The sequence below is a fragment of the Rhodococcus sp. 05-339-2 genome, assembly GCF_002258965.1.
Lineage (GTDB): Bacteria > Actinomycetota > Actinomycetes > Mycobacteriales > Mycobacteriaceae > Rhodococcoides.
In genome coordinates this window covers 1-18,139 of record NZ_NOYW01000017.1, presented here as the reverse complement: position 1 = coordinate 18,139, position 18,139 = coordinate 1, and the positions used below count along the sequence as shown (strand labels likewise).

Annotated in this window: 19 protein-coding genes and 1 rRNA gene; 18 read left to right on the top strand and 2 right to left on the bottom strand. The window is 63.8% G+C overall.

Annotation, left to right across the window (positions count from 1 at the left end):
- Positions 1-70 precede the first annotated feature (70 nt).
- The 15 genes from prfA (at position 71) to CH273_RS17700 (ending at position 13,392) form a co-directional block, all read left to right on the top strand.
- On the top strand, positions 71-1,147 hold the full coding sequence (gene prfA / locus CH273_RS17775; protein WP_032393514.1) for a peptide chain release factor 1: 1,077 nt from the start codon (positions 71-73) through the stop codon (positions 1,145-1,147).
- 106 nt (positions 1,148-1,253) lie between these two features.
- Positions 1,254-2,063 carry an SHOCT domain-containing protein gene (locus CH273_RS17770; protein ID WP_032393515.1) on the top strand — a complete coding sequence of 270 codons (810 nt, stop codon included), beginning with the start codon at positions 1,254-1,256 and terminating at the stop codon, positions 2,061-2,063.
- A 34-nt stretch (positions 2,064-2,097) separates the two neighbouring features.
- Positions 2,098-2,982 carry a peptide chain release factor N(5)-glutamine methyltransferase gene (prmC, locus tag CH273_RS17765; protein WP_032393516.1) on the top strand — a complete coding sequence of 295 codons (885 nt, stop codon included), beginning with the start codon at positions 2,098-2,100 and terminating at the stop codon, positions 2,980-2,982.
- 66 nt (positions 2,983-3,048) lie between these two features.
- Positions 3,049-3,711: an L-threonylcarbamoyladenylate synthase gene (locus CH273_RS17760; protein ID WP_032393517.1), complete on the top strand. Its 663-nt coding sequence runs from the start codon at positions 3,049-3,051 to the stop codon at positions 3,709-3,711.
- A gap of 18 nt (positions 3,712-3,729) precedes the next feature.
- The gene (locus CH273_RS17755) at positions 3,730-4,941 is read left to right on the top strand and encodes a glycosyltransferase family 4 protein (protein WP_032393518.1); all 1,212 of its coding nucleotides are present in this window, start codon (positions 3,730-3,732) and stop codon (positions 4,939-4,941) included.
- Between the two features lie 66 nt (positions 4,942-5,007).
- Positions 5,008-5,439 carry a hypothetical protein gene (locus CH273_RS17750; RefSeq protein ID WP_045199492.1) on the top strand — a complete coding sequence of 144 codons (432 nt, stop codon included), beginning with the start codon at positions 5,008-5,010 and terminating at the stop codon, positions 5,437-5,439.
- 440 nt (positions 5,440-5,879) lie between these two features.
- Positions 5,880-6,605 carry a F0F1 ATP synthase subunit A gene (atpB, locus tag CH273_RS17740; RefSeq protein WP_032393520.1) on the top strand — a complete coding sequence of 242 codons (726 nt, stop codon included), beginning with the start codon at positions 5,880-5,882 and terminating at the stop codon, positions 6,603-6,605.
- A gap of 78 nt (positions 6,606-6,683) precedes the next feature.
- On the top strand, positions 6,684-6,923 hold the full coding sequence (locus tag CH273_RS17735; protein WP_008715092.1) for an ATP synthase F0 subunit C: 240 nt from the start codon (positions 6,684-6,686) through the stop codon (positions 6,921-6,923).
- Between the two features lie 7 nt (positions 6,924-6,930).
- A complete protein-coding gene (locus tag CH273_RS17730; RefSeq protein ID WP_032393521.1) occupies positions 6,931-7,491 on the top strand; it encodes a F0F1 ATP synthase subunit B in 561 nt (186 codons plus the stop codon).
- An 8-nt stretch (positions 7,492-7,499) separates the two neighbouring features.
- Positions 7,500-8,327, top strand: a complete 828-nt coding sequence (locus CH273_RS17725) for a F0F1 ATP synthase subunit delta (RefSeq protein WP_032393522.1) — start codon at positions 7,500-7,502, stop codon at positions 8,325-8,327.
- 88 nt (positions 8,328-8,415) lie between these two features.
- Positions 8,416-10,059: a F0F1 ATP synthase subunit alpha gene (gene atpA, locus CH273_RS17720; protein WP_032393523.1), complete on the top strand. Its 1,644-nt coding sequence runs from the start codon at positions 8,416-8,418 to the stop codon at positions 10,057-10,059.
- A gap of 52 nt (positions 10,060-10,111) precedes the next feature.
- On the top strand, positions 10,112-11,083 hold the full coding sequence (locus CH273_RS17715; protein ID WP_032393524.1) for a F0F1 ATP synthase subunit gamma: 972 nt from the start codon (positions 10,112-10,114) through the stop codon (positions 11,081-11,083).
- Between the two features lie 3 nt (positions 11,084-11,086).
- Positions 11,087-12,535 carry a F0F1 ATP synthase subunit beta gene (gene atpD, locus CH273_RS17710; protein ID WP_027497899.1) on the top strand — a complete coding sequence of 483 codons (1,449 nt, stop codon included), beginning with the start codon at positions 11,087-11,089 and terminating at the stop codon, positions 12,533-12,535.
- A gap of 30 nt (positions 12,536-12,565) precedes the next feature.
- Positions 12,566-12,925 (top strand): F0F1 ATP synthase subunit epsilon, encoded by a 360-nt coding sequence (locus CH273_RS17705; RefSeq protein WP_032393525.1) that lies wholly within the window; start codon positions 12,566-12,568, stop codon positions 12,923-12,925.
- A 29-nt stretch (positions 12,926-12,954) separates the two neighbouring features.
- Entirely contained in the window at positions 12,955-13,392 is a 438-nt protein-coding gene (locus tag CH273_RS17700) for a DUF2550 domain-containing protein (RefSeq protein WP_032393526.1), read from the top strand.
- Here the strand turns inward: CH273_RS17700 and CH273_RS17695 are convergent, their stop codons facing one another.
- On the bottom strand, positions 13,393-13,995 hold the full coding sequence (locus CH273_RS17695; protein ID WP_032393527.1) for a cob(I)yrinic acid a,c-diamide adenosyltransferase: 603 nt from the start codon (positions 13,993-13,995) through the stop codon (positions 13,393-13,395). It abuts the gene before it with no gap.
- A 54-nt stretch (positions 13,996-14,049) separates the two neighbouring features.
- On the opposite strand from CH273_RS17695, the gene murA reads away from it, so the two are divergent.
- Positions 14,050-15,303 (top strand): UDP-N-acetylglucosamine 1-carboxyvinyltransferase, encoded by a 1,254-nt coding sequence (gene murA, locus CH273_RS17690; protein WP_032393537.1) that lies wholly within the window; start codon positions 14,050-14,052, stop codon positions 15,301-15,303.
- Here murA and pdxR read toward each other — a convergent pair.
- The gene (pdxR, locus tag CH273_RS17685) at positions 15,296-16,693 is read right to left on the bottom strand and encodes a MocR-like pyridoxine biosynthesis transcription factor PdxR (protein ID WP_032393528.1); all 1,398 of its coding nucleotides are present in this window, start codon (positions 16,691-16,693) and stop codon (positions 15,296-15,298) included. The two genes, murA and pdxR, sit on opposite strands and share 8 nt — an antisense overlap.
- Positions 16,694-16,794: 101 nt before the next feature.
- On the opposite strand from pdxR, the gene CH273_RS17680 reads away from it, so the two are divergent.
- Both CH273_RS17680 and CH273_RS17675 read left to right on the top strand, forming a co-directional pair.
- Positions 16,795-17,490, top strand: a complete 696-nt coding sequence (locus CH273_RS17680; protein WP_032393529.1) for a pyridoxamine 5'-phosphate oxidase family protein — start codon at positions 16,795-16,797, stop codon at positions 17,488-17,490.
- 554 nt (positions 17,491-18,044) lie between these two features.
- Positions 18,045-18,139: ribosomal RNA gene (locus CH273_RS17675) — 16S ribosomal RNA — on the top strand; the annotation flags it as partial.

The window sequence follows — 18,139 nt, the reverse complement described above, 5'->3', positions numbered from 1 at the left end:
TCACAGGACGGGCGTCGGCTTTTTTGTGTCCACATTCAGTTGCACCCGCGTTCGAGAGTGAGTCACCACCATGGCGAGAACAGACAAGCCTTCGGCCATCGACGACATCCTCGCCGAACACTCCGGACTCGAGCAGCAACTCGCCGACCCGGCTCTGCACAACGATCCGTCCGCGGCCCGCAGAGCAGGCAAGAGATTCGCCGAACTGGCCCCCATCATGTCCGCGCACACCAAGCTGACCTCCGCGCAGGACGACCTCGAAGCCGCACGGGAGTTGGCGGCCGACGATTCGTCGTTCGCGGCCGAGATTCCCGACCTCGAAGCGACGGTGCTGCAGCTCGAGCAGACTCTGACCGACCTGCTGGCACCGCGCGATCCGCACGACGGCGACGACATCGTGATGGAGGTCAAGTCGGGTGAGGGCGGCGAGGAGTCGGCGCTCTTCGCGGCCGATCTCGCACGGATGTACGTGCGCTATGCCGAACGCCGCGGGTGGCGCGTGGAGGTGCTCGACGCGAACGTCTCCGACCTTGGCGGGTACAAGGACGCGACGTTGTCGATCAAGACCAAGGATCCCCTCGACGGCGTCTGGGCACGGCTGAAGTTCGAGGGCGGAGTCCACCGCGTCCAACGGGTACCGGTGACCGAATCGCAGGGGCGTGTACACACCTCTGCGGCAGGCATCCTGGTGTACCCCGAACCGGACGAAGTCGAAGAGGTACAGATCGACGAGTCCGACTTGCGTATCGACGTGTACCGCTCGTCGGGCAAGGGTGGACAGGGCGTCAACACCACCGACTCCGCAGTCCGGCTCACGCACCTGCCCACGGGCATCGTGGTCACCTGCCAGAACGAGCGCTCGCAGCTGCAGAACAAGGCGCGCGCGATGCAGGTTCTCGCCGCTCGCCTACAGGCGGCCGCGGAGGAAGCGGCCAACGAAGAGGCCTCGGCCGGTCGAGCCAGCCAGGTGCGTACCGTCGACCGCTCGGAGCGGATCAGAACCTACAACTACCCCGAGAACCGCATCACCGATCACCGCATCGGCTTCAAGGCACACAACCTCGACGCTCTGCTCGACGGGGAAATGGATGCGTTGCTCGACGCGCTCGCCAAGGCAGACCGCGATGCGCGCATGCAGGCAGAGTAGCTGCGGCGCAAAGCTTTACAGATTTCGCCGGGCTGATTCACGGATCGGTGCGTTACCCTGGCGGCCAGGTTCGACCCCGTAACAGCGCCCGAGAGGCACACCAGAGATGAACCAGGCCCTGACCCCCGCAGGCGAGAACGCCGTGTCCGAGCTGTCGGCGCGCTACGGCGTCTCGACCGACGCCGTCCGCACCATGCTCGACGCCGTCAACAACGGCCGCGGCAGCATGGCGCAGTTCAACATTCCCGAGCTCGGCGGCAGTGGGCAATGGATGCGCGGCGGAATGACCATGGTGGGCAACATGTTCGATCACGGACTCAAGAGCCGGGTCGACGGCCTCTGCCGCGATCTGTCTGCCGTGCTCTCGCAGCATCAGGTGTACCCACCCAGAGAGACCGGCAGCGGCTCGTTCGGTGGCAACTCGTTCGGCGGCGGATCGTGGTGGCCGTCGGATCTCGGTACGCCGAGCTCGAGCGGTGGTCAGAACGGCTCGCAGTACGCCGTGTTCCCGGGTTCTCGACGCCTCGCCGTGTCGGTCGGCGGCGAACTGGCCGTGTACGACACTCTCGATCACTCCATCGGCGGGGTTCAGCAACAGCAGGGCGGCGGACCGGGCTCGCTGGAGTTCACCAGCCAGTACGGCACGTTCACCGCCGGCAGCCTGCCTCGCGTCGACCAGCAGTCGAGTGGAACGAATTCGCAGAACCAGCCGGCACCGCAATCCGCCTCGCCGACCCACGCGCACGCGTCGTCCTCGGAACCGTCCTCGAACCAATCGCTCCGGAGCAACCCGTCGGGTGTTGACATCTCCGACATCACGGCGGCGATCGAGGCGCTGGCGGGTCTGCACGCGAAAGGCTTCCTGACCGACGACGAGTTCCACGCCAAGAAGTCGGAGTTGCTGGGGCGCTTGTGACCGGGCTGTCGGAGCCTCGTGGCAGTCTGTACGAGTGAGCCGAAAGCCGTTACGTCTGGCCATCCTCGAAGCAACATCGATGCTCGATGCTGCCGGTGTGCCGAGCCCACGGGTCGATGCGGAGCTGCTCGCCGCACACCTCGTCGGAGTCGATCGCGGCCGTCTCGGTCTGGTGCCGCTCGTGGAACCCGAGCTCGTCGAGGCGTACTTCCGAACCGTCGAGCAACGCGCGAAACGCATTCCGCTGCAATACATCACGGGAACCACGTCGCTGGGCAACATCGACGTCGAAGTAGGACCGGGCGTGTTCGTGCCCCGACCGGAAACCGAATTGTTGTTGGCCTGGGCTCTGGCGTTCCTCGAAAACGTCGACCACCACCCGCCGGTGATTCTCGATCTGTGTACGGGCTCGGGGGCATTGGCACTGGCGATCGCAAACGCTCGGCCCGACGCCGTCGTCCATGCCGTCGAACTCGACCCGTCGGCATTGGCGTGGGCCCGGCGCAATGCCGATCTGCGCAGTGGCCTCGGTGATACCCCGATCGCACTGCACCACGGCGACGTCACGGCCCGTGACCTGTTGACCGAGCTCGACGGTGCAGTCGACATGATCGTCGCCAACCCGCCCTACATCCCGGAGGGGGCAGAACTCGATCCCGAGGTGATCGACCACGATCCACACATGGCGCTGTTCGGCGGTGCGGACGGACTGTCGGTCATCGAACCGATGATCGCCAACATCGCCCGCTGGCTTCGGGTCGGCGGTGGCGTCGCGATCGAACACGACGACTCCAATGGCAGCGAGGTTGCAGCGTTGCTGTCCAGGCGACGAGTGTTCACCGAGGTCACCGCGCATCCGGATCTGGCGGGCAGGCCCCGGTTCGTCGTCGCCGCACGGGCACATCCGGCCTCGGCCTGACGACGGGAACGGCAGGCGGGCGACACCTGACATCACTTCGTTATCGAAGGTGGAAGGATAGGTGCCGTGAGTACCGTCTACGACTGCCGTGAAGCCGACGCGCGCGCTGCCGGATTGACCGCTGCCCGCGGTGCCCTCAAGTCCGGCCGACTCGTCGTGATGCCTACCGACACCCTGTACGGGATCGCCGCCGATGCATTCGACGGCAGCGCCGTCACGGATCTGCTCCGCGCGAAGGGCAGGGGACGCGACATGCCCGTGCCCGTGCTCGTCGGATCGTGGAACACCATCGACGGACTGGTCCAGAGCGTCCGACCACGCACCCGAGATCTCATTCGTGCCTTCTGGCCCGGCGCACTGAGCATCGTCGTGCAACAGGCTCCATCCCTGGCCTGGGATCTGGGCGACGCCCAGGGCACCGTCATGTTGCGGATGCCGCTGCACCCGGTTGCACTCGAGCTGTTGCGCGAGGTCGGCCCACTCGCGGTGTCCAGCGCCAACATCTCCGGCAGTCCACCCGCCACCACCGTGACGGAGGCACGAGAACAACTGGGCGGCTCGGCCGCTGTCTATCTGGACGGGGGACCGGCCGATCACGCGGTGGCGTCGACCATCATCGATCTGACGAGCGATCTAGCTCGAATTCTGCGGGTCGGTGCAATCCCCACCGAGAAGATTGCCGAGGTTCTCGGTGTCACCGCCGAAAGCCTGGTCCCGGGAGCGTCCTGACATGCCTGTCCGCGCCGCATGAGCGTCGAAATGCTGGCTCAGTCGAACCTGGGTGCAGGTGTTCCGATTCGCGAGCTGCTGCTGGTCTTTCTCACTGCCGCAGTGGTCACGTTCTTCGCCACCGGCGGGGTCCGCGTAGCCGCCGTCAAGTTCGGGGCCGTCGCCGTTCCACGTGATCGTGACGTCCACGTACAGGCGACCCCGAGGCTCGGGGGAGTGGGCATCTACGTGGGCATGCTGGCTGCGCTGCTGTTCGCGTCGCAGCTGCCCGCTCTGGCACGTGGATTCGACGTCGCCTACAACCGCGACATCCCGGCCGCGCTGGTCGCGGGCTTCGTGATCGTGCTCGTCGGCATCATCGACGACCGATGGGGTCTGGACGCCCTCACCAAGTTCGTCGGCCAGGTGACGGCAGCGGGCGTGCTGGTGATCATGGGTGTCAGTTGGGTCGTCTTGTATCAGCCGTGGGGAGGCGAGCCCGGTCAGCCGGGCAGCACCCTGGTTCTCGATCAACTGCAAGCCGGACTGGTGACGGTTCTGATCACCGTCGTGATCGTCAATGCGATGAACTTCGTCGACGGTCTCGACGGTCTGGCGGCCGGTCTCGGGCTCATTTCCTCGCTGGCCATCTGCATCTTCTCGGTGGGGCTGCTGCAAGAGCAGGGAGGCGACGTCGGCGTCTACCCACCGGCGCTGATCGCAGCGGCGCTGGCGGGCGCGTGCCTGGGGTTCTTGCCGCACAATTTTCAGCCCGCGCGCATCTTCATGGGAGATTCGGGCTCCATGCTCATCGGGCTGACGCTGGCCACGATCTCGACGAGCGCCTCGGGGCGGATCCCGCTGACGGCGTACGGTCCACGAGATCTGTTGGGTTTGCTGTCGCCGCTGCTGCTGGTCGGGGCCGTGATGCTCATTCCGATCCTCGACCTGCTGCTGGCTGTCATCCGCCGCACCCGAGCAGGGCGCAGTCCCTTCAGTCCCGACAAGATGCATCTGCACCATCGGCTGCTCCAGATCGGACATTCGCACCGCCGGGTGGTGCTGGTGATCTATCTGTGGGTCGGTGTCCTCGCTTTCGGGGCGGTGGGGTCGTCCCTGTTGGATCGCCGAATCGTGGTGCTCCTGGTCGCGGCCGGCCTGGTGTTCGCGCTGGTCGTCACCGCTGTACCCACACTGAGGGTGGATCGATCGCATGGGTCGCGAGTACGAAGCGCTCGACGGGGCGGCTGATCCCGTCGGCGGTTCGCGGTCGCGTGCTGGGTACCCTCGACAACTGTGACCTTCACTCCGCAGTCCATGCCCGATCAATTCGCGCCGCTGCGCGCCGCAGTCCGATACGGACTCATCGGACTGGTGGTGCTGACCGTGGTGAGTGTGGGCATATCCGTGGCCGCGGCCGGAACGCCCGGCCTGTGGGGATCGATCATCGGCGTGGCCATCGGCGGAGGCTTCGTCATCACGACGGCGTTGTCGGTTGCTCTGACCACGCGTTTCCCGGCCTCGGCGGTCGGAGCCCTGTTGTTGGGCGGTTGGTTGGTGAAGATGGTGATCGCCCTGATCGTGCTGGTCGCACTCAAGGATGCCGACTTCTACAACCGTTACTCGTTGGGACTGACCATTCTGGGAGCACTCGTCGTCGTTCTCGGTGCGGAGGTCTTCGGGGTCGTCAAGACCAAGGTTGCCTACGTGGACAGCGTCCCCGCCGAGGACAAGACCGACGATCGGTAGTACGACAGCCTGTCGTAATCGGTTAAGCTGAGGGCCGCCTACACAACGTCGTAGTTCTGTTGATAAAGTTTGCATCAAGCGGCGGGCAAGACCGGGACGAAAGAGACTTTTCCCCGGACTCGACCCCCGCAGGTAGCAGTCAGCGTGAGCTTCCTTACAGTAGGCCCGGAGTCATCGACTTCGGCAACGTAAGGTTCCGCCCTGAGAGTTGCCGAGTCGACGTGAGTCGCCGACACCCGACAGACGCTTGGCCGATGAAGACCGGGCCTCAGCCTCTGACGATTGCGAGCCGATTTTCGTCGACTTGATAGATCGTCATTGTCCGATCGAACCGCAGTCGCTACCCGGCTGCGGCCCGAACACGGGAGAGACCGCTGAGCGTCACCACCCTGGCTGCGGAATACAGTCCGCCGTCACTATCCGATTTCTTTCCTCCCGCGGTGCTGTTCGAGGGGACCCCGTTCGAGCTCGACAGGCTGATGCTCATCCGCATCCTGATGTCGGCGATTCTGATCATCTTCATGGTGGTTGCCCTCCGCAGCCCGAAGATCGTTCCGCGTGGTCTTCAGAACGTCGGAGAGATCGCTCTCGATTTCGTTCGGATCCACGTTGCAGAAGATGTGCTCGGTAAAGAACAGGGTCGTCGGTTCCTGCCCGTCATCATGACCATCTTCTTCACTGTGTTCGCGGTGAACGCGAGCGCCGTCATTCCGTTTCTGAACATCTCGTCGAATGCCCGCATCGGTCTACCGATCGTGCTTGCCGCGGTCGCGTACGTCGCGTTCATCTACGCAGGTGTCAAGAAGTTCGGTGTCGGAAAGTTCGTCAAGGGCACCATCGTCATCCCGGGCATTCCGCCCGCGATGCACGTGCTGCTGATCCCGCTCGAGTTCGTCTCGAACTTCGTACTCCGTCCGTTCACGCTGACGGTGCGTCTGCTCGCCAACATGCTGGCCGGCCACATCATGCTCGTGCTGTTCTTCAGCGCGACCCAGTTCTTCCTCTTCGAGGCGTCGGCCGGGCTGAAGATCTTCGCTGCACCCTCGCTCATCATGGGCTTCTTGTTCACGATGTTCGAGATGCTGGTGATCTTCCTCCAGGCCTATATTTTCGCGCTGCTCACGGCGATCTACATCGATCTGTCGCTGCACGCCGACTCGCACTGACCGACCAACTGACCGAACCAGCTACACCGCCACCTCCGACACCCGGATGTGGACCGAAGAAAGGGAACGGAAAACCCAATGAGCCTTGAAGTTCTGGCCCAGGCGCAGGAAATCACCGCAAGCGGATACGGCGCCATCGGCTACGGCCTCGCAGCGATCGGCGGTGGCATCGGCCTCGGCCTGGTCGTCGCCAAGAACATGGAAGCAACCGCTCGTCAGCCCGAGCTGGCCGGTCAGCTCCGTACCACCATGTTCCTCGGCATCGCATTCACCGAGTCCCTCGCCCTGATCGGCCTCGTCGCCGGCTTCATTCTCTGAGAGCGCGATGACAAACGCGATTACGTTGCTGGCGGCGGAGGGGGAGGAATACAACCCTCTTCTGCCCGCAACCTACGACATCGTTTGGTCGATCGTCTGTGTCGCGGCAATCGGCTTCCTCTTCTGGAAGTACGTGGTGCCGCGCTTCACCAAGGTTCTCGCTGAGCGTTCCGAGCTCATCGAAGGCGGAATCAAGAAGGCCGAAGAGGCACAGGCAGAAGCCAAGGCTGCACTCGAGCAGTACCACGCTCAGCTGGCCGACGCCCGTTCCGAGGCCGCGCAGATCCGTGAGGAAGCGCGCACCCAGGGGCAGGCGATTCTCGCCGAGATGAAGGAAAAGGCGCAGGAAGAAAGCGACCGGATCGTGGCTGCAGGTCACAATCAGCTCGTTGCTCAGCGTCAGCAGATCGTCACCGAACTTCGTGGCGACCTCGGACGCACGGCCGTCGAACTCGCCGAGAAGGTCATCGGAGAGCAGCTGTCCGACGACGCGAAGCGTTCCAGTTCGATCGATCGCTTCCTCAACGAGTTGGATTCCGTCACCGCGGACTCCGCATCCGGAAAGTGAGTCGAACCATGTACGCAACTTCTCGTGAGGCACTCGCCCGCACGCGGTCGGTAGCCCACGAAGCTCTGGGGTCCGCGTCGGCAGGCGAGGCAACAGCCGTCGCTGCTCAGACCGGTGCCGAGTTGTTCGCCGTCGTCGAGACTCTCGACGCGCAGCGCACGTTGCGTACCGCTCTTGCCGATTCGTCGGTCGAGGGCGTTCGGCGAAGCGATCTGGCCGGAGAGGTCTTCTCCGGCCAGGTGTCGAGTGCAACGGCGACGATCGTCAAGGCCGCGGCAGGCGAAAGCTGGTCCAACGCCCGTGACCTGCTGAACTCGCTGGTCGAGCTGGGTCGTGAAGCACTGCTTCGCGCCGCGGCCGATCAGGATCAGTTGGACACGGTCGAGGACGAACTGTTCCGGCTCGGACGGATCATCGCTGCCAACCCGCAGCTCGAGCAGGCCCTGTCGGATCGCTCGAAGCCTTCGCAGGCCAAGCGCGAACTGCTCGGTCGTCTGCTCTACGGCAAGGTCACCGCGGTCACCGAGGCGCTCGCAGTTCAGGCTGTGACGCGTCCGCGGAAGGCGGCCCCCGCCGACGTACTCAACGGTCTGGCCGATCTGGCCGCTGAACAGCGCGACCGCGCGGTGGCACACGTCCGGAGCGCAGCACCACTGAGCGACAGTCAGCTAGAGAAGCTGACGGCCACCTTGACCCGCACGTACGGCAAGCAGGTCACGGTGCATGTCGAGGTCGATACCGAACTGCTCAGCGGACTTGTCGTTCGTATCGGCGACGAGGTCATCGACGGTAGCGGGGCAGGCCGCCTCGCTGCATTGCGAAAGACGCTCAAATAGTCCGACACGGACACAGTAACGAGAAGAAGCGTCTCGACTTTCGAGACATTTCACCCCGCGATCATTTGAAGGAAGAGCAGGAAACACTATGGCGGAGCTGACGATCTCCTCCGACGAGATCCGTAGCGCGATCGATAACTTCACCGCGAGCTACTCACCGGAGTCTTCCCGCGAGGAGGTCGGCACGGTTACGGACACGAGCGACGGAATCGCTCACGTGTCCGGATTGCCGTCGGCGATGTCCAACGAACTGCTGGAATTCCCCGGCGGAGTCCTCGGTGTCGCGCTGAACCTGGATGCCACCGAGATCGGTGCCGTCATCCTCGGTGACTACGAGCACATCGAAGAAGGCCAGGAAGTCAAGCGCACCGGAGACGTGCTGTCGGTCCCCGTGGGCGACGGCTACCTCGGCCGCGTCGTCGATCCTCTGGGCAAGCCCATCGACGGCCTCGGCGACATCGAGTCCTCCGAGACCCGCGCCCTCGAACTGCAGGCTGCCTCGGTGCTCGAGCGTCAGCCCGTCGAGGAGCCGCTGCAGACCGGCATCAAGGCGATCGACGCCATGACCCCGATCGGCCGCGGCCAGCGTCAGCTCATCATCGGCGACCGCAAGACCGGCAAGACCGCGGTCTGCATCGACGCGATCCTGAACCAGAAGGCCAACTGGGAAAGCGGTGACGAGAAGAAGCAGGTTCGCTGCATCTACGTCGCCATCGGCCAGAAGGGCTCCACGATCGCAGGCGTCAAGGCTGCACTCGAAGAGCAGGGCGCACTGGAATACACGACCATCGTCGCGGCTCCCGCGTCCGATTCGGCCGGCTTCAAGTGGCTCGCCCCGTACACCGGCTCGGCCATCGGCCAGCACTGGATGTACCAGGGCAAGCACGTCCTCATCGTGTTCGACGACCTGACCAAGCAGGCCGAGGCGTACCGCGCCATCTCGCTGCTGCTGCGTCGCCCGCCGGGCCGCGAGGCATACCCCGGTGACGTCTTCTACTTGCACTCCCGTCTGCTGGAGCGTTCGGCGAAGCTGTCCGACGAGCTCGGTGGCGGATCGTTGACGGCCCTGCCGATCATCGAGACCAAGGCCAACGACGTCTCGGCGTACATCCCGACCAACGTCATCTCCATCACCGACGGCCAGGTCTTCCTGGAATCGGACCTGTTCAACAAGGGCGTCCGTCCCGCGATCAACGTCGGCATCTCGGTGTCCCGAGTCGGCGGCGCGGCACAGACCAAGGGCATGAAGAAGGTCTCCGGATCTCTTCGCCTCGAGCTCGCTCAGTTCCGCGAGCTGGAAGCCTTCTCGGCGTTCGCTTCCGACCTCGACGCGGCCTCCAAGGCACAGCTCGAGCGCGGCGCACGTCTGGTCGAACTGCTCAAGCAGGATCAGTACGCCCCGGTTGCCGTCGAAGATCAGATCGTCTCGATCTGGCTAGCAGGCCAGGGTACGTACGACTCGGTGCCCGTCGGCGACGTCCGTCGCTTCGAGACCGAGCTGCTCGAGGATCTGCACCGCAACGCCGGCGGCGTCTACGACAGCATTGCCGGCGGCAAGGCCCTCGACGAGGACAACCAGAAGGCACTGACCGAGGCGACCGAGAAGTTCAAGGCCGGATTCGTCGATTCGGACGGCAACCGCGTCGTCAACGAAGCGGAGGCCGACACTCTGAACGCCGATGAGGTCAGCCAGGAGCAGGTCAACGTCACCCGCAAGACAGTCAGCAAGTAGGCCGGCGATGACAGGTGACAAGACGAGTACAGAAGGGAGCGTGAACAGCTAGATGGCAAGCATTCTCGAGCTTCGCTCCCGCATCAAGTCGGTCAACTCGACCAAGAAGATCACCAAAGCACAAGAGTTGATCGCGACATCGCGAATCACCAAGGCTCAGGCCCGCGTTGCCGCATCGAAGCCGTACGCGGAAGAGATCACCAAGGTGCTCTCCGCGTTGGCGAGTGCATCGAGCTCGCTCGATCACCCGCTGCTCAACGAGCGACCCGAGCCCAAACGTGCTGCAGTTCTGGTCGTGACCAGTGACCGCGGTATGTGCGGCGGCTACAACTCCAACGTGCTCAAGGAGACGGAGGAGCTGTTCCAGCTGCTCCGTTCCGAGGGCAAGGATCCGGTCATCTACGTCCTCGGCGCAAAAGGCCTGGGCTACTACACATTCCGCGAGCGGGATGTGAAGGGTGCCTGGACGGGCTTCTCGCAGGAGCCCGGCTATGCCGACGCGGCCAAGGCGAGCAGGCACCTGGTCGAGCTGTTCATGGCCGGCTCGGGCTCCGAGGTCGACGCTCCCAACGGTGAAGGCACCGTCGAGGGCGTGGACGAGTTGCACATCGTCTACACCCGCTTCGTGTCGATGCTCACGCAGAAGCCCGAAGTTCGCCGTATGGCACCGCTCGAAATCTCGTACACCGACGAGGAATTCGAGATGGGTGCAGATGCGCTGAGCGACTCGCCGAACGCAGATGTGCAGGCACAGTACGAGTTCGAGCCGGAAGCAGGAACTCTGCTCTCGGCGCTGCTGCCCAAGTACATCAGCACCAGGATCTACGCGTCGTTGCTCGATGCAGCAGCGTCGGAGTCCGCGGCGCGTCGTACCGCCATGAAGGCAGCGACGGACAACGCGAACGAATTGGTCGAGACCCTGAGCCGCCAGGCCAACCAGGCTCGGCAGGCCCAGATCACCCAGGAAATCAGCGAAATCGTCGGTGGCGCCAACGCGTTGGCCGACAGCGCAGGAAGTGACTAAGCAATGACCGCAGCAGTAGCCCAAGAGAACGCGAGCGGAGCGGACACACAGTCCGGCCGTGTCGTTCGGGTCATCGGCCCCGTTGTGGACGTCGAGTTCCCGCGCGGCTCGATTCCCGCACTGTTCAATGCCCTCAACGCAGAGATCACTCTGCCGACCGTGGCCAAGACCCTGACGCTCGAGGTCGCACAGCACCTCGGCGACAACTTGGTTCGCACCATCTCGATGCAGCCCACCGACGGACTCGTCCGCGGCACTGCAGTCGTCGACTCGGGCAAGCCGATCTCGGTTCCCGTCGGTGACGTCGTCAAGGGCCACGTGTTCAACGCCCTCGGTGACTGCCTGGACACCCCCGGACTCGGCCGCGACGGCGAGCAGTGGGGCATCCACAGGAAGCCACCAGCCTTCGATCAGCTCGAGGGCAAGACAGAGATCCTCGAGACCGGCATCAAGGTCATCGACCTTCTGACCCCGTACGTCAAGGGCGGAAAGATCGGATTGTTCGGTGGTGCCGGCGTCGGCAAGACCGTTCTGATCCAGGAAATGATCACTCGTATCGCACGCGAGTTCTCCGGCACCTCGGTGTTCGCAGGAGTCGGCGAGCGCACACGTGAGGGCACCGACCTTCACCTCGAGATGGAAGAGATGGGCGTCCTCCAGGACACCGCCCTCGTCTTCGGCCAGATGGACGAGCCGCCCGGCACGCGTATGCGCGTGGCGTTGTCGGCGCTGACCATGGCGGAGTACTTCCGCGATGTTCAGGGACAGGACGTTCTTCTGTTCATCGACAACATCTTCCGCTTCACCCAGGCCGGTTCGGAGGTGTCGACCCTTCTCGGTCGCATGCCGTCGGCCGTCGGTTACCAGCCCACGCTGGCGGACGAGATGGGTGAGCTCCAGGAGCGCATCACCTCGACCCGTGGACGCTCGATCACCTCGCTGCAGGCGATCTACGTTCCCGCCGACGACTACACCGACCCGGCCCCGGCCACGACGTTCGCGCACCTCGATGCGACCACCGAGCTCTCGCGTCCGATTTCGCAGATGGGTATCTACCCCGCTGTGGACCCGCTGAGCTCCACCTCACGCATCCTCGAGCCCGGCATCGTCGGCGCGGAGCACTTCCGCGTCGCCAACGAGGTCAAGCGGATCCTGCAGAAGTACAAGGAACTGCAGGACATCATCGCCATCCTCGGTATGGACGAGCTTCAGGAAGAGGACAAGGTTCTGGTCGGCCGCGCACGTCGCCTCCAGAAGTTCCTCGGCCAGAACTTCATCGTTGCCGAGAAGTTCACCGGCGAGGCCGGTTCGGTCGTGTCGCTCTCCGACACCATCGAGGCATTCGACAAGGTCACCAAGGGTGAGTACGACCACCTTCCCGAGCAGGCCTTCAACAGCTGTGGCGGTCTCGACGATGTCGAGGCAGCCGCGAAGAAGATGGCCGGAAAGTAGACCGACGTGACTTCTTCCGAGAAGAGCGGCATGGAGGTCTCCCTGGTCGCTGTGGAGCAAAAGCTGTGGTCCGGTACCGCGACCATCGTCAGCGCTCAGACCACCGAAGGTGAGATCGGCATCATGCTGGGCCACGAGCCCGTCCTCGGTCAGTTGATCGAGGGTGGCACGGTGTCGATCACGACCACGGACGGCGAGAAGCTCATCGCGGCCGTCCACGGTGGATTCCTGTCGGTGACGGGCAAGACGGTCACCGTGCTGGCAGAATCGGCCGATTTCGCCGACGACATCGATGTCGAGGCGGCACGGGCTGTAGTGGCAGAGAACGGCGACGACGTCGAGGCCATTGCGGTGGCCAAGGGTCGTATCCGCGCTGTCGAGCGGTCCTAGGTTCACGAGAAGCCGCGACGAGACCTGCGATGCACTACGGATTGATTGTTCTGATCATTCTGGTTGTGCTGCTCGCAGGCATCGTCGCGGCTTTCGCGTACCGTCTGATGGTTCTTCGCCGCGGTGGAACCGCGGCGATCATGCGGGTGTTGCCGTCGGACGGCGGCGCAGGTTGGCGTCACGGCATCATCCGTTACGGCGACAACACGCTCGTCTTCTTCAAGCTGTCGAGTCTTCGCCCCGGCCCTGATCACCGCCTGGGTCGGCAGGACATCCACGTGGGTGATCGACGAGCCCCACGGGACACCGAGTTCGACATCATGACTCCCGACATCGCGGTGTTGGAACTGTCAGACAACGGCAAATATTTCGAGATCGCCCTGGACAGAAGTGCGTTGACCGCTTTCCTGTCCTGGGTCGAGTCTCGGCCCTCCGGCCGCTCGCGTCGCCGCAGGCCTGCGGCCTGATCAGCTCTCGTCGGTAGCCGGTTCACCCGGCGTGCGGCTCGATCCGGGGACCCACTGGACGTCGCCTTCGGGGTTGGCGTAGCGGCTCAGAATGAACAGTAGGTCCGAGAGTCGGTTGAGGTATTTCGCGGGCAAGGCACTCGTTGTCTCCGGGCTTGCGTGCACAGCAGCCCACGCCGACCGCTCCGCGCGTCGGGCCACCGTTCGCGATACGTGAAGCAGCGCTCCCAGCGGCGTTCCGCCGGGCAGGATGAACGACGTCAGGGCGGGAAGATTCTCGTTGAACTCGTCACACCACCCTTCGAGGCGGTCCACGTAGCTCTGATCGATGCGCAGTGGCGGGTACTGCGGATTCTCGACGACCGGAGTCGACAGATCGGCGCCCGCGTCGAAAAGATCGCTCTGGATCGTGCGGATCACCGAGTGGACCGATTCGGGCGGGTTGCCCAGTGCGAGAACCACACCGAGGCTGGCGTTGGTCTCGTCGCAGTCAGCGTAGGCAATCAGTCGTTCGTCGTTCTTGGACACCCTGGAGAAATCGCTCAGCCCGGTGGTCCCGTCGTCGCCGGTTCTCGTATAGATGCGGGTGAGGTGGACGGCCATGGGCGCTACGGTACCGCGCGGGTGTCGGCCGGTCCCGCTGGCTACGCTGTCGACGTGAGTGAACGCTTTTTGGTCAACGGTGGTAATCGCCTCGTCGGTGAGGTGGCGGTCGGTGGTGCGAAGAACAGCGTCCTCAAATTGATGGCGGCGGCGCTGCTGGCAGAGGGTACGAGCACGATCACCAATTGCCCCGACATCCTGGACGTGCCACTGATGGCAGAGGTGTTGCGTGGGCTCGGCTGTGAGGTCGAGTTGGAGGGATCGGTCGTTCACATCACCACGCCTGCTATGCCGAAGTATCACGCCGATTTCGCGGCAGTCCGCCAGTTCCGAGCGTCGGTCTGCGTGTTGGGACCGCTGGTTGCGCGGTGCAAGCGAGCAGTTGTGGCACTGCCGGGTGGTGACGCGATCGGGTCGCGTCCCCTCGACATGCACCAGTCGGGTCTTCAATTGCTCGGGGCGCGCAGCGAGATTCAGCACGGGTGTGTCGTCGCCGAAGCAGACGAATTGCGCGGCGCGAACATCAGACTGGCTTTTCCGTCCGTCGGTGCCACCGAGAACATCCTGATGGCCGCAGTCCTGGCCACCGGGGAGACGGTCATCGACAACGCCGCGCGTGAGCCGGACATCGTCGACGTGTGCAACATGCTCAACGAGATGGGTGCCGACGTCCGTGGTGCCGGCACGTCGACCTTGACCATCCGTGGTGTGAGCGCGCTGAAGCCGACGACCCATCGGGTGATCGGCGATCGCATCGTTGCTGCGACCTGGGGAATCGCCGCTGCCATGACGCGTGGGGATGTGCGAGTCCGTGGTGTCAATCCCAAGCACCTGTCGTTGGTGTTGGACAAGCTGAGATCTGCCGGTGCCGAGGTCACCAGCGAGCCGGACGGCTTCCGCGTCGTTCAGCGCGAGCGGCCGCGGGCGGTCAATTTCGCGACGCTTCCGTATCCAGGGTTCCCGACCGACCTGCAGCCGATGGCCATCGGGCTTGCAACCGTCGCCGACGGCACGTCGATGATCACCGAGAACGTCTTCGAGGCTCGATTTCGGTTCGTCGAGGAGATGATCAGGCTGGGGGCCGACGCGCGTACCGATGGACACCATGCGGTGGTTCGCGGTGTGCCGCAGCTGTCCAGTGCGCCGGTGTGGTCCTCCGATATCCGAGCCGGAGCGGGTCTTGTGCTCGCGGGATTGGTGGCCGACGGCACGACAGAGGTGCACGACGTGTTTCACATCGATCGCGGTTATCCGAGATTCGTGGAGAACCTGAGTGCACTCGGTGGCAGCATCGAGCGGGTCAGCTGAGTAGCGCGGCTTTCAGCGCCTCGACCAATATGTTGATGGCATAATCCAATTCGTCGTCGGAGACGGAGCCGTATCCGACGACGATTCCACCGCGCGCTGTGGGCGAGCGGGTCGAGTGCTCGAGCGTCGGTACGTCCACACCCTTCGTGGCGCAGGACGTAGCGACGGCACGGGCTGCGTCGGAATCGAGTACCAACACCGTGTGCAGTCCGGCTCCTACTCCCCGGAGCTCGCCGAACCTGGCCAGCGCTGCGGCGACCATGCGGTCGCGGGTGCGATAGAGCCGCCGCGCCGCTCGAACGGCTCTGTCCCATTCGCCGTCCCGCAGCATCGACGTCATTGCCTGCTGAACGGGAACCGATGGAAGATCGCCGATTGCGCGGCGCGTTGCCGAGATGCGGTCGACCATCGACCGGGGTGCCACCATCCAGCCGAGACGTATCCCGGCACCGAGGGTCTTGGAGACGGTGCCGAGGTAGACGGTTCGGTCGGGTGCCAATTCGGCCACAGTGGGTAAAGGTGCTGCACCGTAGCGAAATTCGGAGTCGTAGTCATCCTCGATGATCATCGAATCGTTGTCGCGGGCCCAGTCTGCCAGGGCGCGACGGCGACCGATGGGCATGAAGGCCCCGGTCGGGTACTGGTGCGACGGCGTGACGTACACCGCTGGTGTCCGCGGGGGAGCCGAGCCGAGCTGTTCGACGATCAGGCCGGCGCCGTCGACGGAAACGTCGTGTACCGACCATCCGCGGTGCGTCGCAAGCGCCGCAGCGGACTTGTAGCCCGGATTCTCCAGTGCCAGAACATGTTCGATCGACTCGGCAACCGAAAGCGTACCCAGGGCGAGATCGAGACCATGGATGCTGCCCGTCGTGATCACGATCGACGCCGGGGTGGTGTGAAGACCGCGTGCGCGGCGCAGAAGCTCGGCGACGCGAGTTCTGAGCTCGAGCGTGCCGGCAGAATCGGGATAGTCGGCAGGGGGCGGTGTGCTGCCGACGTCGCGCCATGCGCGCTTCCAGGCATCCGACGCCGAGGGTGGAGTCCACGGGATTCCCGGACGGAGCGATATGCGCGGGGGAGTTCGTGGTGGTGCTTGTGCACTCGGCGACACCGCCACCGACCGACCTGCGCGGGGAATACGTCGGACATAGTTGCCCGAACCGCGCCGGGGATCGAGCCATCCTTCCGCGACGAGCTGTTCGTAAGCCTTCTCCACGACCGCACGCGCAATGCCCAGATCGACGGAAAGTGCTCGGGTACTGGGTAATCGAGAATCGGGTTGCAGCTCTCCGTCGTCGATTGCGGATCGGATGCGATCGGCCAGTTGGACGGGAAGCGTCCGAGAGTCGGCGCGGTCGATGGTGATCGACAGAGAGATCGGGAGCATGGAGCTTCGGGTATCCCTTGGCTTTCTCGACAAAGTGGCCTGAACAAGTTTGCCTTGATTGGACCACGACAGAAGGCCACTTGTCCGGCATCTTGTGAATCATGACAGTCGACGACGTGCCTCTTTCCCCGACAGCGCGAACCGTAGTGATGCGGGGTAGCAACCGTGCCAGCCTCGAACGGGCAACGTTGCTCGACGTCCTACGCTCGGCGCGCATCTGTCATGTCGGCGTGGTCGTGGCTGGATTGCCTCGCGTCGTACCGACGGTGTTCGGCGTGGATCCCAACGGTCCGGACAGGGAGGGCACGCTGTATCTCCACGGATCAGTGGCATCACGCAGCATGATCGACGCTCCAGAGCAGGACATCTGCGTCACTACGACCGTCGTCGACGGACTCGTCCTTGCTCGATCGGCATTCCACCATTCGATGAACTACCGAAGTGCCGTCGTGGTCGGCCGACCCCGCAGAGTGGAGGACGCCGATGAACGGATTCGGGCGCTGGACGCGATAGTCGATCAGGTGGTCCCCGGTAGAAGCGCGCATCTGCGTTCGCATACGAGGAAGGAGCTTGCTGCGACCGCGGTACTGGCGCTTCCGATGTACGAGGCGTCGGTGAAATCGCGGACCGGTGGACCCGCCGACGACGACCACGACATTCGACAGAGCGACGTGTGGGCGGGCGTCGTCCCGGTGTGGGAGGCGATCGGTGACGCCGAACCTGCCGAGGATCTCGCGGAAGAAATACCAGTGCCGGACCATGTAGATGCTCTGGGACGGAACGCATTTCGGCGGTGAACGCTGTTGCAGGAGAGGCAGATCGTGCTGTGGCTGTCATCACATGCGGCTGTTGCAGCGCGAGGCGGGACCGATGACGTGACGCTACGAGGTCGAGCTGCGCAAATGCCCCAAGACCGTCGGTCGACCTGCCGATTTGCGTTGGTGTGGTTGGTGGCGTAACTTTTGTCGAGTCAGAGCGACGGACACCGACCCGGTCTTCACGGACTGGGTGAACGAGGTTGGACGTGTGGTTCGGCAGGTTGTGTCCCCCAAGAGTCGGGCCTTGTGTCCGAGACCAAGCTGGGATACGCTGGAACAGTTGCCCTCGAGGCCGACGGACTGTGTGTTCGTGGGGTGAGAGTGTGTGCGTGTTCTTTGAGAACTCAACAGTGTGTCGATGAATGTCAGTGCCGAATTTATTTTGGTGAATGCATTCGATGTATCAGCCATCCGCTTGTGGTGGTTGTTGTCGGGTGTTGTTTGAAATGCTAGTTGAGTTTTTTTGCTAGTGATTTGACTTGATGTCTTTGACTGATTCACGGTCCCTTGTGGGTCCGTTGTTTCGCAGGTCTTTTACGGAGAGTTTGATCCTGGCTCAGGACGAACGCTGGCGGCGTGCTTAACACATGCAAGTCGAGCGGTAAGGCCTTTCGGGGTACACGAGCGG